Here is a 21,108-nt window from a genome sequence, read left to right as displayed (position 1 = left end):
GCCGCCGATGGCTGGCGGCCCGGGTTCCTCCCGGGCTCAGTCGCTTCACGGCTGCGCTCCGCGGCGGCGCTGCCACGGGGCGTGTGCGTAGCGGGACAGTAGCGAGCCGGTTCGCTCAGCGGAAGGCTCCGTCCAGAATCCGGTCACCGACCGGTACGTACTACTTGTGTTTGCCCCGATACGCCCAGCGCTCACCACCCGGCGTACACCACTCTCACACACAGCGCACACGCGGGCGTCCGCTCTGCGGTACCTCATGGGGATCCTGGTCCTTCCGGACCGGACTACCCAGACCGGACTACCCGGACCGGACTCCCCGGACCGGTCACCGCATCCGGGGCCCAGGCAGGTCAGCGCATCCGGGTGGCCCACTCCTGCACCTTGGCGATCCGCTGCCGCAGCTGCCCCGCCGTCGCCTCCGCGCTCGGCGGGCCGCCGCACACGCGCCGCAGCTCGGTGTGGATCACTCCGTGCGGCTTGCCGCTCTGGTGCACGTACGCGCCCACCATCGTGTTGAGCTGCTTCCGGAGCTCCAGCAGCTCCTTGTGCGTGACGACGGGACGCCGTTCGGCGGGGAGTTCGACGAGGTCGGCCTCCTCGTCCGGCTTCTTGCGGCTGTGCGCGATCTGCCGGGCCTGCCGCTTCTGGAGCAGGAGTTGCACCTGGTCGGGCTCCAGCAGCCCCGGAATTCCCAGGTAGTCCTGCTCCTCCTCGCTCCCCGGGTGGGCCTGCATGCCGAATTCGGCACCGTCGTAGAGGACCCGGTCGAAGACGGCCTCGGACTCCAGCGCCTCGAAGGAGAACTGTTCCTGCTCCCCGGTGTCCTCGTCCTCCTCCCGGTTCGCCTCCTCCATCTCCTTCTCGGACTCGGCGTACGGGTCCTCCTCGCCCTCCTTCTTGGGCTTGTCGAGGGCGTGGTCGCGCTCGACCTCCATCTCGTTGGCGAAGGTGAGGAGGTCGGGGACGGTGGGGAGGAAGACGGAGGCGGTCTCGCCGCGGCGCCGGGACCGTACGAAACGGCCGACGGCCTGCGCGAAGAAGAGGGGGGTGGAGATGGTGGTGGCGTACACCCCGACGGCGAGCCGGGGCACGTCGACGCCCTCGGACACCATGCGGACGGCGACCATCCAGCGGTCGTCGCTGTGGCTGAACTCGTCGATGCGGCTCGAGGCGCCGGTGTCGTCGGACAGGACGAGGGTCGCCTTGGTCCCGGTGATCTCGCGGATCAGCTTGGCGTAGGCGCGGGCCGATTCCTGGTCGGAGGCGATGACGAGGGCGCCGGCGTCCGGGATGGCCTTGCGGACCTCGGTGAGCCGGCGGTCGGCGGCGCGCAGCACGCTGGGCATCCACTCGCCGCGCGGATCCAGTGCCGTACGCCAGGCCTGGCTGATCGCGTCCTTGGTCATGGGCTCGCCGAGCCGGGCGGCGATCTCGTCGCCGGCCTTGGTGCGCCACCGCATGTTGCCGCTGTAGCTCAGGAAGATGACGGGCCGCACGACCCCGTCGCCGAGGGCGGACCCGTATCCGTACGTGTAGTCGGCGGCGGACCGCCGGATCCCGTCGTTCCCCTCTTCATATGTGACGAAGGGGATGGGGTTGGTGTCGGACCGGAAGGGCGTACCGGTGAGGGCGAGCCGGCGGGTGGCCGGTTCGAAGGCCTCCAGGCAGGCCTCGCCCCACGACTTGGAGTCACCGGCGTGGTGGATCTCGTCGAGGATGACGAGGGTCTTGCGCTGCTCGGCCCGGTTCCGGTGCAGCATCGGGCGCACCCCGACACCGGCGTACGTGATGGCGACGCCGTCGTACTCCTTGCTGAGCGGTCCCGCGCTGTACTCGGGATCGAGTTTGATCCCGACCCGTGCGGCGGCCTCCGCCCACTGCTTCTTCAGATGCTCGGTCGGCGCGACCACGGTCACCTGCTGCACGACGTGGTGGTGCAGCAGCCAGGAAGCGAGCGTCAGCGCGAAGGTCGTCTTGCCGGCGCCGGGCGTGGCGACGGCGAGGAAGTCACGCGGCTGCTCCTGGAGGTACCTCTCCATCGCCCCTTGCTGCCAGGCACGCAGCTTGCTGGCGGTACCCCAGGGGGCACGGCCGGGGAAGGCGGGAGAGAGGTGGTGCGAGGAGGCGCTGGCGGCGGTGGTAGTCACGGTCTCCGTAGAAAAGGGGTCGAATCGAAGGGGCCGCGCGCGGCGCGTCGGGCAAGGCGGTGGGGGGACGGGCGGGCGGCTCGGCGAGGGGGGTCAGGCGGCTCGGCTACGTATGACAACCGGGCCACCCTACCGGCGACCCGGTTGTCCCAACGTGCGTAAGACGCCGGGTCACCCGTCGATGGGACCCAGCTCACAGCACGCTCCGCAGCCCCGCGATCACCCCGGTGCCGGCCTCCGCGCCGGAGGCCACGCCGATGACCAGCGGGTACGTGGTGACCTGGGCGGCGCGGGCCGGATCGGCGAGGCGGATCACCGCTCCCGCAGCCGTGTCGTCACCCACGCCCCCACCAGCGCCACCGCCGCCATCGGCAGGAACACGGCGGCGAAGGCGGCGGGATGGGAGCCGGACGCCGCCGTGGCGGCATCGGTGACGGTACCGCCGCCCAGCGCCGCGAAGGCGGCACCGCCCGCGGACAGCAGGAGCACGTTGGACAGGCCGTCGGAGATCTGTAGCGCGGCGGAGTTGGCGCCGGCCTCCTCGGGGGCGGAGAGGTGGAGCAGGAGGACGCTGCTGGAGGAGATGACCAGCCCCATGCCGAAGCAGCCGAACGCCCAGGCGACGGCGACCGTCCACACCGGCACCGCGTCGATCAGCACGCTGGGCGCGGCGGCGATGGCGGCGGCGACCAGCACCATCCCGAGCGTCATCAGCCGGTCCCGGTACGGCTCCACGCGCGCCCGCGCCTGCACGAAGGAGCCGAGCGCCCACGTGCCGCCGCCCGCCGCGAGCGAGAACCCGGCGAGCGTCGGCGACAGCCCGCGCTGGGTGACCAGCATCAGCGGCACGAAGGACTCGGCGGCGACGAAGGACCCCGCCGCGACCCCGCGCAGCAGCACGACGGACGGCAGCCCGCGCGCCGCCCGGTAGGTGCCGCGGGGCAGCAGGCCGAGGGCGGCCGGAACGAGCAGCGCGGCGCCCGCGACGGCCGGGACGAGTGACAGCGCGCGCAGGTCCTGGGCGGCGTACTGAAGGAGTGCGGCGCCCAGCGAGATACCGAGGGCGAGGCGGATGCGGTGGGCGTCGAAGGGTGCCGCCACGCCGGCGGCCGGACGGCCCGCCCGCCGCCGTATCCGGGGCAGCGCGAGCGCGAGCGGAAAGACGACGAGCACCGGGATGCCGACGAACACCCACCGCCAGCCCAGGTGTTCGGTCACCGCGCCCGACGCCAGCGGGCCCACGATCGACGGGATCACCCAGCACGCCGCGAACGCCGCCATGATCGCCGGCCGCAGCCGCCCCGGATAGGCCCGCCCGACGACCACGTACAGCGCGACGATCACCAGGCCGCCGCCGAGCCCCTGCACGGCCCGCCCCAGGACGAACAGCCACATCGTCCCGGCGGTCCCGGACAGCAGCAGCCCGGCGGCGAAGGCGGCGATGCCGGCGGTCAGCGAGCCGAGCGGACCGCCCCGGTCGGACCACTGCCCGGCGAGCACCATCCCGAAGAGGCTCGTGGTGAAGTACCCGGAGAAGGCGAAGGCGTACAGCGAGACCCCGTCCAGCTCACGCGCCGCGACCGGCATCGCCGTCCCGACCGCCGTCGCCTCGAAGGCGATGAGCAGCACGACGGAGACGATCCCGATGCTCAGCGCCCGGTACGACCGCCCCAGCACACCTTCTCCGTCGGGCGCGGGCGGGACGGCGGAGGCGTCTGCGGCGGAGGTGTCTGCGACGGCGGCGTCGCGGGGTTCCAGGGCACTCATGCAGGTCAGAGTAAGGGCCGTAGACCCGATTGACCCCTGTCGGGAGATGGTGACCGGCTAGGACCTTGGTCGTACGACCATCGCTCAGCAAAGGCCGCGAATCCACCCCTAGACGAACGCCGCACGGCCGTCGCCTCACGAACGCCGTACGACCGTCGCTTCATGAACGGCGCACGACCGTCGTTCATGAACGGCGTATGGCAGTCCTGTTGCAGGGCCCCCGCGCCTCTTGAGCCCCACGGCCCGCCCGCCCTACGGTCGACCCATCAGGTTCGGAACGAGTGAGCCGTGCCGCACCTGAGAACGGCCGTGTGCCCGAGTGGCTTAGGGACTCGCCTGCAAAGCGAGGTACGTGGGTTCAATTCCCGCCACGGCCTCCCTACCGCGTCGCGGCCGACCACTGGCGGGTGGTCGGCCCGATGTCGTATCGGGCCTCTGACCCGCCGGCGGAACGGGCCTAGGCGTAGAGCCCGCCGCCCGCCTGGTCCTCGAACGCGTCCGGCCAGTAGCGCAGGCCGTCGTCCTGCGGGGTCACCGGGGTGGGGTCGCAGGCCATGGGGTCGACCAGGGCCAGGGTCTGGGCCATCGTGGCCGCCAGCTGCTCGTAGGACCCCGTCAGGTCGTGGTCCGCGTCGAGCGCCTTCTCGCGGTGCAGCAGCCACGCCGTGAACGCGAGCGTGGAGATGTCGGTGTTGAGCGGGCGCAGCATGCCGTCGGGCTCGCTCCAGCACAGGACCGCTCCCGTGGCGCCGTCGACGACCAGGCTCGTGTCCTCCAGGAGGTGGCCGAGGCGTATCAGGTGGTCCGCCCCGGCGGGGAGCTCGCCGTCCGTGAAGGCGCCGGAGAGCTCGTCCGCGTAGTGCTCGGCCAGCGTCGGCAGCGGTACGTCCGTGTCGACTTCGAACCAGTAGCCGTTCTCCGGCAGGCCCACCTCGCGCAGGAAGCGCCGGGTCGGCTCGTGCGTGAGCGCGGCCGGGAAGTCGACGTCCTCGAAGCGCACGATCCCGAAGGCACCGAACTCCTCGTCCAGCAGGCGCGGCGGCAGGTCGAGGGCGAGGCCCGCGCCGGGGCCGGCGATCCGGGCGAGGGGGCGGATCAGGGCCGCCATCCGCCAGTACGGCGCCACGTCGTCGCCCGCCGTCGAGGTGAAGACCGCCGACAGCTGCTCCGACGCCGCCGCCACCGCCTTCGGGCCATGGCGCCCCTCGTACGCGGCGAACTGCCCGCGGGAGCCCGCCAGTTCCTCCGTGGCCGCCGCGAACCGCACCAGCGCCTCCAGGGAGGGGGCCAGCGGGGAGCGGTCCATCAGACTCGCGCTCCCGTGGAAGTACGTCGTCGAGACCGCGCCCGTCGCGCCGTCGAGCACGACCGACTCCAGGTCCCGGTCGAAGGTCCGCAGCGCCCCTATGACCAGTTGGTCCCGCAGCTCCCCGGCGAGCTTCTCCGCGTCGTCCACCAGGTCCGCCACGCGGCGCAGCCCGGGCCGCGGCGGCGTCGTCGCCTCGCGCAGGGCGTCGAATCCCAGCAGCGCGCTGTCGGCCGGCAGCCCGGGTCCCGTGAGCCACTGCCGCGTCCGCGCGTGCGTGACGTACGGGTCCAGATCCGCCTCGGTCAGCGTGATCACGCCACCCGCTTCAGTCGTGCTCATCGTTCCCCCGCGTGCCTCGTCCCCAGAGCGGAAAGGCCTTGCCCCCACGGCCGTCCCCCATCGCGAAGAACGATACGCCGCCCCACTGACAACGCCCGAAAACCCAGGCCCCGCCCCGGTTTCTGGTCCAGCCACAGCCCGATCCGGGCGCGCCTGATGCCATCAGGGCATCAGGGCATCAGGGCATCAGGGCATCACGTGAGGTACACGCCGCCCAGCACCACGACCACCGCCGCCAGCACGAAGAGCAGCACCACCAGCAGCAGCTTCCCGACGGCGGGCGCGGGTTCGTAGCGCGGAGGCTCCGTTTCCCGCACGCCGGGCGGCTGCGGCCGCGTCATGGCGCCGTCACCACCGCCGCCTGCGGGCGGATCGGCAGACGGTTCACCGGCCGGCCGGTCGCCGCCCGTACCGCCGCGGCGACCGCCGCCGGTGACGTCACCACCGGCACCGCGCTGGCCGCCTTCGCGCCGAAGGGGGCGACGACGTCCCGTTCCTCGACGAGCTTGACGATGCGGATGTCGGGCGCGTCCAGCGAGGTCGGCAGCGCGTACCCGGTGAGGTCGGGGTGGCGCACCAGCCCGCGCGCGGTGCGCAGGTTTTCCGTCAACGCGATGCCGACGCCCTGGGTGACGCCCGCCTCGATGCGCGCGGCGAGCTGCGCGGGGTTGAGCACCCGGCCCACGTCCTGGGCGAGGGCGAGTTCCACGACCCGTACGGAGCCCAGTTCGATGTCGACGTCCACCACCGCGCGGATCGCGCAGAACGCGAGGCCCACGAAGGCGTCGCCCTGGCCGACCGCGTCCAGCGGCTCGGTCGGATGCGGCCGGCACTGGGCGGTGGCCCAGAGCTCCTTGCCGTCCAGCGCCTCCGTGACGGTCGTCGACAGCACCCCGTCGTACGACGTGATCTTGCCGTCCGTGATCTGCAGCAGCTCCGTGGACATGCCGAACTTGTGCGCCAGGGGCTGGAGCAGCTGGGTGCGCACCATCTTCGCGGCGCGTTCCACGGCTCCGCCCGACACCCAGGTGTGGCGGCCCCGGCAGCCCGCGCCGGCCGGCGGCTGGTCCGTGTCGACCGGCGCCACGTGCACCTCGTCGATGCCCAGCGTCTCCTGGACGATCTGCCGGGCGAGGGTCGTGAAGCCCTGGCCCGTCTCCACCGCCGCGCACAGGACGGTGGCGACGCCGTCGTGCACCTTCACCGTCGCCGTGGATACCTCGTCCGCGCCCTCGGCGCCGAGCATGTGCACCATGCCGAGCCCGTAGCCCACGCCACGGCGTACGGCGCCGGGTTCGCCCGCGCCCTCGGGGCCGCCCGGGAGCAGCCACTCCTCCTCGGGCGTGTCCTTGGGGAGCGCGGGCAGGGGGAAGTCCCTCACGGCCTGGAGCAGTTCGGCGACCGGGGCCGGGCACGTCACCGTCTGGCCCGTCGGGAGGACGTCCCCGGTGGCCATCACGTTGCGCATCCGCAGTTCCGCCGGGTCGATGCCGAGCTTCTTGGCGAGCTTGTCCATCTGCGCCTCGTACGCGGCGCACACCTGCATGGCGCCCTCGCCGCGTACGTGCCCGGAGGGCGGGTTGTTCGTGCGTACCGCCCAGCCCTCGATGAACGCGTGGGGGACGACGTACGGGCCGCAGGCGAAGGAGACGGCCGCCGCCAGCGCCTCCGCGGAGGTGTCCGCGTACGCGCCCGCGTCCAGCAGGATCTGCGCCTCGACCTTCACCAGCCTGCCGTCGGCGTCCGCGTGGTGGCGGTAGCGCAACAGGGTGGGGTGCCGGTGGACGTGCCCCAGGAAGGACTCTTCGCGCGTTGCGGTGAGTTTGACCGGGCAGCCCGTCTTCAGGGCCAGCAGCCCGAGCGGGATCTGGAAGCCCTGGTCCTCGCGGTCGGCGGTGGCACCGGGCACTCCGGTGACGACGACCTTCACGCGGTCGGGTTCGAGGCCGTAGCAGGCGGCGGCCGAGTCGCGGTCGGCGTGCGGGTCGGTGGAGGCCACGTACAGCTCGACCCCGCCGTCGGGGCGGGGCACGGCGAGACCGGCCTCCGCGCCGATCGGGGCGGGGTCCTGGCGGCCGATGCGGTACAGGCCCTCGACCACGACCTCGCCGGCCGCGTCCGGGTCGCCGTGCCGCAGCGGGATGTGCCGGATCAGGTTGCCGTCGGGGTGCAGGGGTTCGGCCTCGAAGGCCTGTTCCGGGTCGGTCACCGGGTCGAGCACCTCGTACTCGACGATGACGGCGGCCGCGGCCATGCGCGCGGTGTCCGGGTGGTCGGCGGCGACGGCCGCGAGGGGCTCTCCGTGGTGGCGTACGACCTCGGAGGCGAACACCGGGCGGTCGGCTGTGCCGCGGCCGTGCGGCACCTGGCCCGGCACGTCCTCGTGGGTGACGACGGCCCGAACACCGGGCATCTCGCGCGCGTGGGTGGTGTCGATGGAGAGGATGCGGGCGTGCGGGTGCGGGGAGCGCAGTACGGCGGCCCACAGCAGGCCCTCGGCCCACAGGTCGGCCGCGTACGGGAAGGTGCCCTCCGTCTTGGCGCGGGCGTCGGCGGACGGCAGGGAGACGCCGAGGCCGTGCGGCAGCGGTTCGGGGGCGGCCGCGGCGGCCGCCGTGGTCGCGGTGGCGGCTTCGTTGCTCACGCCTGGCCTCCGTCCTGGCCGTACCGGTGGTGCGCGTCCGGGGGGTCGAACGCCGAGGGGTTGACGCCGCCCGCTCCGGGGCCCGCCTGGTGCGGGATACGGGCCTCGTCGGCGTCCTGCGCCGACTCGGCCTCGGTGTGCGCCTCACGTTCGGCGACGACCTCGCGCACGGCGTCCAGGACCCCGCGGTAGCCGGAGCAGCGGCACAGGTTGCCGCACAGCGCCTGGCGGGCCTCCAGCTCGGTGGGCGCGGGATTGCCCTCCAGGAGGTCGTGCACGGTCATCGCCATGCCGGGTACGCAGAAACCGCACTGCACGGCGCCGCACTTGGCGAGCGCCCGCTGCACGTCCGAGGGCCGCCCGTCGACGGCGAGCCCCTCGACGGTGCGCACCTCGCTGCCCGCGGCGGTGACGGCGGGCACCAGGCAGGACGCCACGAGCCGCCCGTCGACCTGGACGTTGCAGGCCCCGCACTCGCCCTGCGAGCAGCCGTCCTTGGCGCCCGCGAGACCGAGCCGCTCGCGCAGCACGTAGAGCAGCGACTCGCCGATCCAGGCGTCGGTGACGGGCCGGTCGGCGCCGTTGACACGCAGGACGTAGGAGGCCACGGGGTGTTCGTCGTGGTGGTGCGCGGAAGCGGGGTCGTCGGCGCCGGTCTCCTCGGCGGACGCGCCCTGCGCCTGCGAAGCCGCGGACGGGTCGGGGCCGGAACCGGACGGCTCCGCGGCCGGGGGTTCGACGGCGGCCTGCGGGTCCCCGGCGACGGGCGGTTCCTCGGCGGCCGGCTCGGCGTCGGGAGCGTCCGCGGCCTCCGCCGCCCCAGCCGTCTCGTGGGTCTCCGTCGCATCGAGGGCGCCGGAGGGCTCAGGAGCCTCCTGGGCGGCCTCGGGCGCCCCGGGATCGGCTCCCGCCCCGAAACCCGTGTACGGCCCGCCGGAGGGCTCCACAGGGGCTTCGGCGGGCAATTCCGGGCCCGGGTGACCCGCCGCTTCCTCCGACTCCGGGGACCACAGCTGCCCGGCGGGCTCCGTCGCCCACGGCGCGGCCGCGCCGCCGGGGAGCGTGGCGGGCGGGGTGCCGCCCCACTGCTCGACCAGCGACGAGGCGCTGAACTCACCCGATTCGTCCGGTAGATCACCGTCGGCCACGGGGATCGACCACTGCCCGGTCACGTCGTGCCCGGAGGCGGCGTCACCCCGCGCCGACTCCTCGAAGGCCCACTGCCCGGTGCCGCCGGGGTTGTACATGAAGGCGTCCTGGGCGACGTCCGGGGACGCGGGCCCCGGGTCGGGCCACTGGACGCCCTCGACGGGCGCGCCCCAGGCTCCCGGGGCCGACGGGTCGGCGTCGGCGCCGGGCGCGGCCGTGATCGGCGGGGGCACGTAGCCGTGGCCGGGGGCGGCCAGCGGGGTGTCCGACGCCAGGAGTGCGTCGATGCCGCCCTCGGGAAGCTGGACGAAGGTGGTCGCCCCGTCGTCGTAGTCCCCTTGCGGCAGCCGCTCCCAGGCTCCGTGGGTGCGCCCCTGAGGGGTGCCCTCTCCGTGCTGGTCGTCGGTCACGACAGTGCCCTCCCCAGTGCTCGTCGGGCCAGCGCGGCGACGGTGCGCCGCAGGTGCAGTACGGCGGCCGGCAACTGCTCCACGGAGCCGTCCTCGGCCGGTACGGGATCCGGGATGCAGGCCGCGGCGACGTAGTCCCCGAAGGCCGTGAGGGCCTCCGGCACGATCGTGCGGCTGTTGTCCCAGTCGATCAGCTGGGCGACCCACTGTTCGGCCTCCAGCGGGCGCAGCGGCATCGGCGCTATGGCCCCCACCGCGCAGCGCACCCCGCGCCGGGCGGGGTCGAGGACGAGCGCCACCGAGGCGGTGGCGCGCCCGGGCCCGGTCCGTCCGGTCGCCTTCAGGAAGACCTGCGGGGCGTGCAGCAGCGGGACGCGCACGTAGCCGATGAGTTCGCCGCCGCGGAGCATCTCCATGCCGGCGAGCAGGTGCGAGACCGGGATCTCGCGGCGGGCGCCGCCCGGGCCCGCGATGATCAGCGTGGCTTCGAGGGCGGCCAGCACGGGCAGCGCGTCCCCCGTGGGGGCGGCCGACGCGATGTTGCCGCCCAGGGTGCCCGCGTTGCGGATCTGCGGCGGGCCCGCGGCCCTGGCCGCCGCCGCGAGGGCGGGGATGAGGGCCGCGAAGTCGGGGCGTCCCATGCGTGCGTGGGTGAGGCCCGCGCCGAGCAGGGCGTGGCCGTCCTGGTACTGCCAGCCGCGGATCTCGTTGATGCGGCCGAGCCCGACGAGGGCGGCGGGCCGCAGCTGCCCGGAGTTGACGGCGGCCATGAGGTCGGTGCCGCCCGCCACCGGAACGGCGGTCGGCATGGCGGCCAGGGCCGCCACGGCCTCGTCCAGTGAACCGGGCAGCGTCACGGCCTGCGCCGCCTGCGGTGCGTGCGTGGTCAAACCGGCTGCCCCTTCCCGCTGCCCCACCTGGTCCCACCTGTGTTGCGCGTACGGTACGTGCTGACAGGGCGGACGTGGCAACTCTGGCACATCTTCCCCGACTGTCGACGCGGGGGTCCGCTAGGAGGCATTCGCCCCCGTCACCTGGGAGATGGTCCGTTTTGGCACGGCATCACCCGTCGGTGCGCATTGCCACTCTTCAGTGACTCTTGTGCGGTTTTCCCTCACACGTTCCCCTACGCGTTCGGGGGCGGCCCCTCGATCGGGCGTCCGAGCACACCCGGCCGCCGCTGCCAGGGCAGCGGTCCCGTGGGCGGGCGGTAGGCCACTCCCAGGGCGTCGAGCCGTCCGTAGTGGGCGGTCATCCGCCGCTCGAAGTCGGCGAAGTCCCGTTCGGCGGGGGCGGGCAGCGCGCTCCAGGCGACCTCGGCGAAGGCCGCGAGCCGCGGGAACGCCTGGTAGTCCACGCGTGCGTGGTCCTCCATCACCTCGGTCCACAGATTGGCCTGGGTGCCCAGCACATGGCGCGCCTCGTCCTCGGTGAGCTGCGGCGGAACGGGCTCGAAGCGGTAGACGTCCTCCAGGGTGCGCACGTACCCGATGGGCACCGGCTCGTCCGCGCCGCCGTCCTGGCGGTGGTCCAAGTAGACCTGCTGTTCGGGGCACATGACGACGTCGTGGCCCGCGCGGGCGGCCGTGATGCCGCCCTGGTAGCCGCGCCACGAGGAGACGGCGGCCCCTTCCGGGAGGCCGATGTCCGCCGTCTCACCTCCGGGCGCGCGTGTCCCTGCGGCGCGTGTCGCTTCGGCACGTGTCCCTGCGGCGCGGCTCCCGCCCTCCAGGATCTCGTCCCAGCCGATGAGCCGGCGCCCGCGCGCGGCGAGCCAGGTGCCGAAGTGCCGGACGAACCACGCCTGGAGCGCGTCCTCGCCCGTGAGCCCCAGCTCCTCGATGCGGGCCTGGACGGCGGGCGACTGCTTCCACTGGTCCTTGGCGCACTCGTCGCCGCCGATGTGGACGAAGGCCGAGAACGCGGCGGCGTCGGCCGGGAACAGCTCCAGGAGTTCCTCGAACACGCCCTCGTAGAAGCGCAGGGTGTTGTCAGTGGGGGCGAGTACGTTTTTGGAGACGCCCCAGTCGTCCCAGACCGTCAGGGAGGTCGTGTCGATGACGTCGGAGTTGCCGAGTTCCGGATACGCGGCGATGGCGGCCTGCGAGTGGCCCGGGATATCGATCTCGGGGACGACGGTGATGTGCCGCTCGGCCGCGTAGGCGACGATCTCGCGGATGTCGTCCTGCGTGTAGAAGCCGCCGTGCGGCTTCTCCTCCCACCGTTGTGAAGCGCGGTGGCCGAATTTGGTGCGCGCCCGCCAGGATCCGACCTCCGTGAGCTTCGGGTACCGCTTGATCTCGATGCGCCAGCCCTGGTCGTCGGTGAGGTGGAAGTGGAAGACGTTGAGTTTGTGGGCGGCCATCAGATCCAGGTGGCGCAGGACGCCGTCCTTGGGCATGAAGTGCCGGGAGACGTCGAGCATGACGCCGCGCCAGGGGAACCGGGGCGAATCCTGAATGTGCGTCAGCGGCAGCCGCCACTGCCCGCCGGGCAGCGGCGCCCGCCGGTGGGCGCCGGGACCGAGCAGCTGCCGCAGGGTCTGGGCGCCCCAGAAGAGCCCGGCGGGGCCGCCGCCGACCAGGTGCACCGCGTCCGGCGTGACCGCGAGCCGGTAGCCCTCCTCGCCGAGGTCCCTGGTCACCGTCGGGTGGACGGACAGCCTGATCCCGCCGTCGCCCGGTGCGAGCGGGAAGCCGGTGGCCGCCCCGATCGTGCCGCGCAGCCATCGCGCGGTCCGTTCGGTCCCGGCACCCGCCGCCAGCCGGGTGTCCGGGCCCAACTCGAAGAAGCCTTCGCCGCACGCCCCCACGTGCCGGGGCGCGGGAATCAGTGCCATCACGTCGGTCACGTCGGTCACGTCAGTCCTTTACCGCTCCGCCGAGGCCCGACACGAGCCGCCGTTGCACGAGTACGAAGAAGACCAGCACCGGAATCGTCATCACCGTGGACGCCGCCATCACACCGCCCCAGTCGGGCTCGTCCGGTTTGTAGAAGACGAGGAGAGCCATCGGCAGCGTCGACTGGGACGTGTCGCTGATGATGAAGGACTTGGCGAACAGGAAGTCGTTCCAGGCCGAGATGAAGGAAAAGACACTCGTGGCCACCAGCCCCGGGAAGACCAAGGGGAAAAGGATCTGCCAGAGGAATCTCGCCCGGCTCGCCCCGTCGATGTACGCGGCCTCCTCCAGCGCGTCCGGAACGGCCTTCACAAAGCCCCGCAGCATCCAGATCGCGAACGGCAGCGAGAAGGCGATGTGGGGCAGGATCAGCGAGCCGAGCGTGTTCAGCTGACCGAAGTCCCGCATCAGGAAGAAGAGGGGGATCGTCAGGGCTTCCACGGGCACCATCTGGGCGACCAGGAACATGATCAGCAGGGTGGTCCGGAATCGGAAGCGGAATCGGGTCACCGCGGTCGCCGCGAGAAAGGCGATCAATGCGGAGACGACGACCACGGAGCACGCCACCACCAGGCTGTTGAGGAAGTAGCGGCCGAATTCCTGCTGTTCGAAGACGCGCCGGAAGGAATCCAGCGAGGGGGACAGCGTCCAGGGCCGCGGCCGCGTCGACTCGATCTCGCCCGCCGGTTTGAGGGCGCTCAGCACCATCCAGTAGAGCGGGAACGCGACGACGACCGCGATCAGCAGCGCGGACGCCTCGGCGGCGAGCCGCCAGGGCCGGCGCACCAGCCCTCGTATCGAGGTCACAGTTCCTCCCCCTGCCCGCGCAACAGCCGCAGATGGACGAGGGTGACGGCCAGCAGGATCACCAGCATCACCACGCCGATCGCCGAGCCGAGGCTGTACTGGGACGACGCGAACGCCTTCTGGTACGCGTACACGTTCAGGACGAGGTTCTGGCCCGCGATGCCGCCCCCGTTCGTCATCACGTAGATCTGCGTGAAGACCTTGAAGTCCCAGATGACCGACTGGATGGTGACGACCACCAGGATCGGCCGGAGCATCGGCGCCAGTACCGAGCGCCAGATGCGCCACTGCGAGGCGCCGTCCAGGGCGGCGGCCTCCAGGACCTCGGCGGGTACGGCGCGGATCCCGGCGTACACCGTGACCATCACGAACGGGAAGGAGCACCAGACGACTTCCAGGAGGACGAGCGCGAAGGCGCTGTAACGGCCGTACGTCCACGAGTGGTCGCCGAGGCCGAGCATCCGGTCGACGGGCCCGAAGTCGGGGTCGAAGAGGAGCAGCCAGACCGTCGAGCCGGTGATCGCCGGGGTCGCCCAGGCGCCGAGCGCGGCCAGCATCAGCGCGAGGCGCGGCAGGGCGCGGACCCGGGTCAGCAGCACGGCGAGCGCGCATCCGACGGCCAGGGTGGAGACCACGCAGGCCGCCGCGAACACCACCGTGGCCAGCAGCACCTGCCAGAACTGCTCGTCCCCGAAGAGCGTCGCGTAGTTCCCGAACCCCTGGAAGGTGGTCGGCTCCCCGCCGCTGACCTGGGCCTGCGTGTACTCCAGGAACGAGATCAGGCCGAGCTGGTAGACGGGGTAGACGAGCAGCCCGCCGAGGACGACCAGGGCGGGGGCGAGATAGATCCAGGGCGTCCGGGCCGCGCCCCGGGGGCGCCTTCCGGGGTGAGCCCCGACGGCCTTGTCGGCCACCGCGCCCCCGGTGCGTTCACCGAGGGCGGTGTTGTGCGTCGTCATCCGCTCAACCCGCGGAGCTGAACGCGTCGTTCATCTTCTTGGCGGCTTCCTCCGAGGCGGCCGCCACGTCCTTCTTGCCGCTGATGACCTGCTGGAACATCGTCGGCAGCACCAGCGACGAGTCGATCCCCGCCCAGGCGGGCGAGGCCGGCACGAACTTCGCGCCCGCGGCGAGGGTCCGGACGAAGGGCTTGACGAACGGTTCCTTCGCCGCGACCTGCTCCCGCACGTCCGAGAACGTCGGCAGGAAGCCCATGGCGTCGAAGAGTTCGCTCTGCGTCTTCTTCGACGCGAGCCGCTTCATCAGGTCGACGGCGAGTGTGCGGTGTGTCGTGCTCTTCAGGACACCGATGTTGTTGCCGCCCGCGAACGCCGGCGCGATGTCACCCGGCTTCAGCCCCGGCAGCGGCACGACCGCGTACGCGCCCTTGACCTTGCCCGCCTCGATCGCCTGGTGGCTGAAGTCGCCGCCGATCGCCATGGCCGCCTTGCCGGAGGCGAACGCGGTCACCGTGTCGTTGCCGCCCATGCCCGCGCACTTGGCGGCGGGGCAGTTGTCGTCGCCGAAGAGGGAGGTGTACGCCTTGATGCCCTTCCGGGCGGCCGCGCTGTCGATGGTCGAGGAGTACGAGCCGCCCTTGCCCTGCGCGAGTTCACCGCCGTGGGACCAGATGAAGGGCATCGCGCCGTACGTGTACGCGCCGCCGACGGCGAGTCCGTACAGGTCCGGCTTCGCCGCCCGGATCTGCTTCGCGGTCGCGATCAACTCGGCCTGCGTCCTGGGTACTTCGAGTCCAAGCTCCTTGAAGATGTCGGTGCGGTAGTAGAGGGCGCGTACGCCGACGAAGTAGGGGGCGCCGTAGATCCTGCCGTCGACCGTCACCGACTGCTTGGCCGTCGGGTCGGTGTCCTTGGACTCGCTCCAGCCGGTGAAGTCCCGGGTGACGTCCGCGAGCCCGCCGTCCCTGACGTAGCCGGCGGTGTCCGTGTTGCCGTACTCGATGACGTCGGGCGCGCTCTTGGGGTCGTTGAAGGCGGCCTTGACGCGCTGGGCGCGGGTCTCGACGGGGATGTACTCGACGTTGACCTCGGTGCCCTTGTGGGCCTTCCGGAAAGCGGCGACCGTCTCGTCGACGACCTGCTGCTTCGGCTTGTTGTCGACCTCCTGGAAGAGCCAGACCCGCAGGGTGCCGGTCTTCTCGTCCTTGCCGGAGGAGGAGTTGCCGGAGCTCTGCGGGGCGCAGGCGGTGGCGGTGACGGTCAGGACCGCGGCGACGGCAAGCGCCGCGAGGGAGACGGCCGTTCGGGGCGGGCGAGGCGTACGGGCGGTGCGGGCCAGGGGCACTGCGAGCTTCACGAGCTTCCTCCGGTGGGGGGCGTTGCATCATGCGCAATGACGGTTTTGCTCTGCACAACACACCGGAGGCTATGGAGTACATGAACATGCCCACAAGAGGCATGAGCGAAGAGAGGTCTCAACCAATCCTCTCGACCGCTCCCCCGCGCGCCCTGCCCCAGGCACGACAAAACCGCGGCACCCCCTATCGGGGAGTACCGCGGTCGTGCACGGTCCGCACGGCACAGGCCGAAGGCCGCGAAGGCGTCACTGCGCCCCGCCGGGGCGCGCGCCTTACTTCTTGTCGCCGCCCTTGTCCTTGTCCCCGCCGGCGCCCATGGACTCGTAGATCTCCTTGCACATGGGGCATACGGGGTACTTCTTCGGGTCCCGGCCCGGGACCCACACCTTGCCGCAGAGGGCCACGACGGGTGTGCCGTCGAGGGCGCTCGCCATGATCTTGTCCTTCTGGACATAGTGGGCGAAGCGCTCGTGGTCCCCGTCGCCGTGCGACACCTGCGGTGTCGGCTCTACGAGGGTCCCCGTCCCAGTGCCTCGCTGGGGCTGGGTCTCAGGCTCAAGAGTGCTCATGCCGCCAAGGGTACTGAAGCCCGGGCCCATCAGTTGAGCGACGGGTCGTCCGGATACGTGGCCACCATCGCCAGCTCGTTGCGCTGGCGGCGGAGCACCTCGCGCCACAGGCGTTCGGGCGACGGGGAGGAGACGTCGCCCGGCTCCGACTCCACGACGTACCAGGCGCCTTCCACCAGCTCGTCCTCCAGCTGGCCCGGGCCCCAGCCCGCGTACCCCGCGAAGATCCGCAGGCTGCCGAGGGCCTTGGCGAGCAGTTCGGGCGGTGCCTCCAGGTCGACCAGGCCGATCGCGCCGTGCACACGCCGCCAGCCGAGGGGCGCCCCGTCGACGGAGGCGCCGCCGGGGATCACCGCGACACCCAGCGCCGAGTCGAGGGAGACCGGGCCGCCCTGGAAGACGACGCCGGGTTCGCCCGCGAGGTCCGCCCAGCCCTCCAGGATGTCGCTGACGTCGACCGGCGTGGGCCGGTTGAGGACGACACCCAGCGAGCCCTCCTCGTCGTGGTCGAGGAGGAGCACCACCGCGCGGTCGAAGTTCGGGTCCGCCAGGGCGGGCGTGGCCACGAGCAGCCGCCCTGTGAGCGAGGACACCTCGGTCATGCCAGACATGATCCCGCATCTTCCCTTCAAGTGGGGAGGCAATACGGGTACGCGAGTGAATGCAGCTCAGGGCGCATCGGTGCGCCCCGAGCGCACGCCCCGAACGGTGACCCCGTGTGTCCGATTAGGCACGGTTCGTGTTGTGGCAAAGCTATGACGTTGCTGGGAGCTACTCGGGCTTACTGAAGGGGGGTGGGGGGCCATTACGCTTGCTTCTTCGGCGCCGCCCAACTGGCCTGCCGACGCCCCCCTGCCCAACTCATCGGAACGCGAGATACATGACCGTCAACGGCTCAGACGATGTACTGCTTGTCCACGGCGGAACCCCGCTCGAGGGCGAGATCCGGGTCCGCGGTGCGAAGAACCTCGTGCCGAAGGCCATGGTCGCCGCCCTGCTGGGCAGCGAGCCGAGCCGGCTGCGCAACGTCCCCGACATCCGCGACGTGCGCGTCGTGCGCGGACTGCTTCAGCTGCACGGGGTGACGGTCCGCCCGGGAGAGGAGCCGGGCGAACTGGTCCTGGACCCGTCGCACGTCGAGAGCGCGAACGTCGCGGACATCGACGCGCACGCGGGTTCGTCCCGTATCCCGATCCTCTTCTGCGGCCCGCTGCTGCACCGCCTCGGGCACGCGTTCATTCCGGGCCTGGGCGGCTGTGACATCGGCGGCCGGCCGATCGACTTCCACTTCGAGGTGCTGCGGCAGTTCGGCGCGAAGATCGAGAAGCGGGCGGACGGCCAGTACCTGGAGGCTCCGCAGCGGCTGCGTGGCACCAAGATCCAGCTGCCGTACCCCTCCGTGGGCGCCACCGAGCAGGTGCTGCTGACGGCCGTCCTCGCGGAGGGCGTCACCGAGCTGGCCAACGCGGCGGTCGAGCCGGAGATCGAGGACCTGATCTGCGTTCTGCAGAAAATGGGCGCGATCATCGCGATGGACACCGACCGCACCATCCGGATCACGGGTGTCGACTCGCTCGGCGGCTACACCCACGCGGCCCTCCCGGACCGCCTGGAGGCCGCCTCCTGGGCGTCCGCGGCGCTGGCGACCGAAGGCAACATCTACATCCGCGGCGCCCAGCAGCGCTCGATGATGACGTTCCTGAACACCTACCGCAAGGTCGGCGGCGCCTTCGAGATCGACGACGAGGGCATCCGCTTCTGGCACCCCGGCGGCCAGCTGAAGTCGATCGCGCTGGAGACGGACGTGCACCCCGGCTTCCAGACGGACTGGCAGCAGCCCCTGGTCGTGGCCCTCACCCAGGCCACGGGCCTGTCGATCATCCACGAGACGGTGTACGAGTCCCGGCTCGGCTTCACCTCCGCGCTCAACCAGATGGGCGCGCACATCCAGCTCTACCGCGAGTGCCTCGGCGGCTCCGACTGCCGCTTCGGCCAGCGCAACTTCCTGCACTCGGCGGTCGTCTCCGGCCCCACCAAGCTCCAGGGCGCCGACCTGGTCATCCCCGACCTCCGCGGCGGCTTCTCGTACCTGATCGCGGCCCTCGCGGCCCAGGGAACCTCGCGGGTGCACGGCATCGACCTGATCAACCGCGGCTACGAGAACTTCATGGAGAAGCTCGTGGAACTCGGCGCGAAGGTCGAACTGCCCGGCAAGGCACTCGCCTGACCCCAGCCCCACCAACCCCGGCCGCGGGCGACACCGCCCCGGCTGGGGGTCCGGGGTCCCGGACAGGCACGGCAGGCGCGGGAAGCGTACGTACGACGATGGGGCGGCCACCCGGTGAGGGTGGCCGCCCCATTGGCGTTGCCGGGTCTCGTACGCCGTCCCGCAGGCGTACGGACGGGCTTACTTGCCCTTGGCGGCTTCCTTGAGCTTCGAGCCCGCGGAGACCTTGACGCTGTAGCCCGCCGGGATCTGGATCGGGTCGCCGGTCTGCGGGTTACGCGCGGTGCGAGCGGCACGGTGGGTGCGCTCGAAGGTCAGGAAGCCGGGGATGGTGACCTTCTCGTCGCCCTTGGCAACGATCTCGCCGACGGTCTCGGCGAACGCGGCCAGAACGGCGTCGGCGTCCTTGCGGGTCACCTCGGCGCGGTCGGCCAGCGCGGCCACCAGCTCACTGCGGTTCATGTTGTTACTCCCGTGTTCTTCTTGCCGTTGAGGCGTGAGATCGAAGCCGATGCTGCCAGGGTCCTCGGTGAGTCCCCGGACCCGGGTCCGTCGTCAGACCCTCGCGCCCGAAGACGCATCCTGCCCCCACCTGCGGCGGGAAAGCCAATCCGGCACCCGTTGGAGTCGCGAGAACACCCTTGGGAGTCACACGGAAAGCGCCACTGCCTCAGTGTGGTGACGCTCCGTCCGCTCCCGGCAGCGGATCGCAGGGCCTGGAAGGCCTGAGCCTGGCCGCCACCCTAGAGGGCGGCCCAGGGCCCCACGTTCCGCGACGCGCCGGTCCCGGAGGGGCGTGGTACCCGTCACAGCCGTCCTTACGCGTCCTTGCTGTCCGACTCCGTCACCCCGGCCGCCTTCGCGGCAGTGCGCACCGCTCCGGCGACCGCGCCCGCAACCTTCTCGTTGAAGACGCTCGGGATGATGTAGTTCGGGTTCAGCTCGTCCTCGGTCACCACGTCCGCGAGAGCGGCCGCGGCGGCCAGCATCATCTCCGTGTTGACGGTACGCGACTGGGCGTCCAGGAGGCCACGGAAGACGCCCGGGAAGACCAGCACGTTGTTGATCTGGTTCGGGAAGTCGGAGCGTCCCGTGGCGACCACGGCCGCCGTCTGACGGGCCACCGCCGGCTCGACCTCGGGGTCCGGGTTCGCGAGCGCGAACACGATGGCGTCCTCGGCCATGGCGGCCACGTCGTCCCCGTCGAGGACGTTGGGGGCCGAGACGCCGACGAACACGTCGGCGCCGCGCACGGCCTCCTTGAGCGTGCCCGTCAGGCCCTCGGGGTTGGTGTTGTCGGCGATCCAGCGCAGCGGCGAGTCGGCCGCGGCGTTCACCAGGTCCTCGCGGTCGGCGTGCACGACCCCGTGGATGTCCGCGACGACGGCGTTCTTGACGCCGGCCGCGATCAGCAGCTTGAGGATGGCCGTGCCGGCCGCGCCCGCGCCGGACATGACGACGCGGATGTCGCCGATCGCCTTACCCGCCACACGCAGGGCGTTCGTGAGGGCGGCGAGCACGACGATCGCGGTGCCGTGCTGGTCGTCGTGGAAGACGGGGATGTCGAGGGCCTCGCGCAGCCGGGCCTCGATCTCGAAGCAACGGGGCGCCGAGATGTCCTCGAGGTTGATGCCGGCGAAGCCGGGAGCGATCGCCTTCACGATCTCGACGATGGCGTCGGTGTCCTGGGTGTCCAGGCACAGCGGCCAGGCGTCGATGCCGGCGAAGCGCTTGAAGAGGGCCGCCTTGCCCTCCATGACCGGGAGGGCGGCCTTCGGACCGATGTTGCCGAGGCCCAGCACGGCCGAGCCGTCCGTCACGACCGCAACGGAGTTGCGCTTGATGGTGAGGCGACGGGCGTCCTCGGGGTTCTCGGCGATCGCCATGCAGACGCGGGCGACACCCGGCGTGTAGATCATCGAGAGATCGTCACGGTTGCGGATGGGGTGCTTGGACTGCATCTCGATCTTGCCGCCGAGGTGCATCAGGAACGTACGGTCGGAGACCTTGCCGAGGGTGACGCCCTCGATGGTGCGCAGCTGCGCGACGATCTCGTCGGCGTGCGAGGTGGAGGTCGCCGCGATCGTGACGTCGATCCGGAGCTTCTCGTGCCCGGACGCGGTGACGTCGAGGCCGGTCACCGAGCCTCCGTGGGACTCGACGGCCGTGGTGAGCTGGGAGACCGCTGTTCCGCTCGCGGGCACCTCCAGCCGGACCGTCATCGAGTAGGAGACGCTGGGCGCCGTTGCCATGGCCGACTTCCTCTGCTTTCACCGGATACTGCGCTGGTACTGCGCTTATTACTGACCTGCGGGTTATGCCGTCCGATCGTCGCACCTACCGCGGAGTACGCGGTAGCCGCCCCGGATTGCGATCGTTTTGTTCGCAACCAAGTGAGCCACTTTCGGAAACAAACTTCCACCATACGAGATGTGTTGCGGTGGTGGAAGGGTGACCCCGCCGAAGGCCGCCGGGCCGCCTCGCGGAGGCCGACGCCGCGTAAATGAACTTTCGGGACGGGAA

General features: G+C 71.7%; 17 protein-coding genes and 1 tRNA gene. 2 read left to right on the top strand and 16 right to left on the bottom strand.

Features of this window, described 5'->3' with window-relative positions; genetic code table 11:
- Nucleotides 1–350 precede the first annotated feature (350 nt).
- The 3 genes from GTY58_RS26865 to GTY58_RS26855 form a co-directional block, all read right to left on the bottom strand.
- Complete coding sequence (locus tag GTY58_RS26865) at nt 351–2,147, bottom strand: DEAD/DEAH box helicase (RefSeq protein WP_010986544.1); 1,797 nt, start codon at nt 2,145–2,147, stop codon at nt 351–353.
- A gap of 193 nt (nt 2,148–2,340) precedes the next feature.
- Entirely contained in the window at nt 2,341–2,490 is a 150-nt protein-coding gene (locus GTY58_RS26860) for a hypothetical protein (RefSeq protein WP_154696736.1), read from the bottom strand.
- Nucleotides 2,460–3,914 (bottom strand): MFS transporter, encoded by a 1,455-nt coding sequence (locus GTY58_RS26855; protein ID WP_010986543.1) that lies wholly within the window; start codon nt 3,912–3,914, stop codon nt 2,460–2,462. Before GTY58_RS26855 ends, GTY58_RS26860 begins: the two co-directional genes overlap by 31 nt.
- Nucleotides 3,915–4,219: 305 nt before the next feature.
- Between GTY58_RS26855 and GTY58_RS26850 the strand changes: the two genes are divergently transcribed.
- Nucleotides 4,220–4,291, top strand: a tRNA-Cys gene (locus GTY58_RS26850).
- An 80-nt stretch (nt 4,292–4,371) separates the two neighbouring features.
- Here the strand turns inward: GTY58_RS26850 and GTY58_RS26845 are convergent.
- From GTY58_RS26845 to GTY58_RS26795, 11 genes are all read right to left on the bottom strand, one after another.
- Entirely contained in the window at nt 4,372–5,562 is a 1,191-nt protein-coding gene (locus tag GTY58_RS26845) for an SUKH-4 family immunity protein (protein WP_010986542.1), read from the bottom strand.
- A gap of 194 nt (nt 5,563–5,756) precedes the next feature.
- The gene (locus GTY58_RS26840) at nt 5,757–5,903 is read right to left on the bottom strand and encodes a hypothetical protein (RefSeq protein ID WP_154696735.1); all 147 of its coding nucleotides are present in this window, start codon (nt 5,901–5,903) and stop codon (nt 5,757–5,759) included.
- Nucleotides 5,900–8,206 carry a molybdopterin cofactor-binding domain-containing protein gene (locus tag GTY58_RS26835; protein WP_010986541.1) on the bottom strand — a complete coding sequence of 769 codons (2,307 nt, stop codon included), beginning with the start codon at nt 8,204–8,206 and terminating at the stop codon, nt 5,900–5,902. The genes GTY58_RS26840 and GTY58_RS26835 overlap by 4 nt, the downstream gene beginning before the upstream one ends.
- Nucleotides 8,203–9,765, bottom strand: coding sequence for a (2Fe-2S)-binding protein (locus GTY58_RS26830; protein WP_010986540.1), 1,563 nt, complete (start codon nt 9,763–9,765; stop codon nt 8,203–8,205). Before GTY58_RS26830 ends, GTY58_RS26835 begins: the two co-directional genes overlap by 4 nt.
- Entirely contained in the window at nt 9,762–10,655 is an 894-nt protein-coding gene (locus tag GTY58_RS26825; RefSeq protein ID WP_037649893.1) for an FAD binding domain-containing protein, read from the bottom strand. The genes GTY58_RS26830 and GTY58_RS26825 overlap by 4 nt, the downstream gene beginning before the upstream one ends.
- 236 nt (nt 10,656–10,891) lie before the next feature.
- On the bottom strand, nt 10,892–12,604 hold the full coding sequence (locus GTY58_RS26820; protein WP_037649960.1) for a beta-N-acetylhexosaminidase: 1,713 nt from the start codon (nt 12,602–12,604) through the stop codon (nt 10,892–10,894).
- 22 nt (nt 12,605–12,626) lie between these two features.
- On the bottom strand, nt 12,627–13,472 hold the full coding sequence (locus GTY58_RS26815) for a carbohydrate ABC transporter permease (protein ID WP_010986537.1): 846 nt from the start codon (nt 13,470–13,472) through the stop codon (nt 12,627–12,629).
- The gene (locus GTY58_RS26810; RefSeq protein WP_010986536.1) at nt 13,469–14,431 is read right to left on the bottom strand and encodes a sugar ABC transporter permease; all 963 of its coding nucleotides are present in this window, start codon (nt 14,429–14,431) and stop codon (nt 13,469–13,471) included. Before GTY58_RS26810 ends, GTY58_RS26815 begins: the two co-directional genes overlap by 4 nt.
- A 4-nt stretch (nt 14,432–14,435) precedes the next feature.
- Entirely contained in the window at nt 14,436–15,695 is a 1,260-nt protein-coding gene (locus GTY58_RS26805) for an extracellular solute-binding protein (RefSeq protein ID WP_137951790.1), read from the bottom strand.
- 366 nt (nt 15,696–16,061) lie between these two features.
- Nucleotides 16,062–16,358 (bottom strand): DUF3039 domain-containing protein, encoded by a 297-nt coding sequence (locus GTY58_RS26800; protein ID WP_010986534.1) that lies wholly within the window; start codon nt 16,356–16,358, stop codon nt 16,062–16,064.
- A 29-nt stretch (nt 16,359–16,387) separates the two neighbouring features.
- Nucleotides 16,388–16,960 (bottom strand): YqgE/AlgH family protein, encoded by a 573-nt coding sequence (locus GTY58_RS26795; RefSeq protein ID WP_037649897.1) that lies wholly within the window; start codon nt 16,958–16,960, stop codon nt 16,388–16,390.
- 278 nt (nt 16,961–17,238) lie between these two features.
- Here GTY58_RS26795 and murA point away from each other — a divergent pair, with 278 nt between their 5' ends.
- Nucleotides 17,239–18,585 carry a UDP-N-acetylglucosamine 1-carboxyvinyltransferase gene (gene murA, locus GTY58_RS26790; protein ID WP_010986532.1) on the top strand — a complete coding sequence of 449 codons (1,347 nt, stop codon included), beginning with the start codon at nt 17,239–17,241 and terminating at the stop codon, nt 18,583–18,585.
- Nucleotides 18,586–18,765: 180 nt separating this feature from the next.
- Here the strand turns inward: murA and GTY58_RS26785 are convergent, their stop codons facing one another.
- Both GTY58_RS26785 and GTY58_RS26780 read right to left on the bottom strand, forming a co-directional pair.
- Nucleotides 18,766–19,047 (bottom strand): HU family DNA-binding protein, encoded by a 282-nt coding sequence (locus GTY58_RS26785; RefSeq protein WP_007382399.1) that lies wholly within the window; start codon nt 19,045–19,047, stop codon nt 18,766–18,768.
- 356 nt (nt 19,048–19,403) lie between these two features.
- Complete coding sequence (locus tag GTY58_RS26780) at nt 19,404–20,837, bottom strand: NAD-dependent malic enzyme (protein WP_010986531.1); 1,434 nt, start codon at nt 20,835–20,837, stop codon at nt 19,404–19,406.
- Between the last annotated feature and the right edge of the window lie 271 nt (nt 20,838–21,108).

The sequence above is a fragment of the Streptomyces sp. SID5469 genome (genome assembly GCF_009862865.1).
In the GTDB taxonomy this organism is placed as follows: Bacteria; Actinomycetota; Actinomycetes; order Streptomycetales; family Streptomycetaceae; genus Streptomyces; species Streptomyces avermitilis.
The sequence above is the reverse complement of the archived record's forward strand: the minus strand, read 5'-3'. Positions and strand labels throughout refer to the sequence as shown.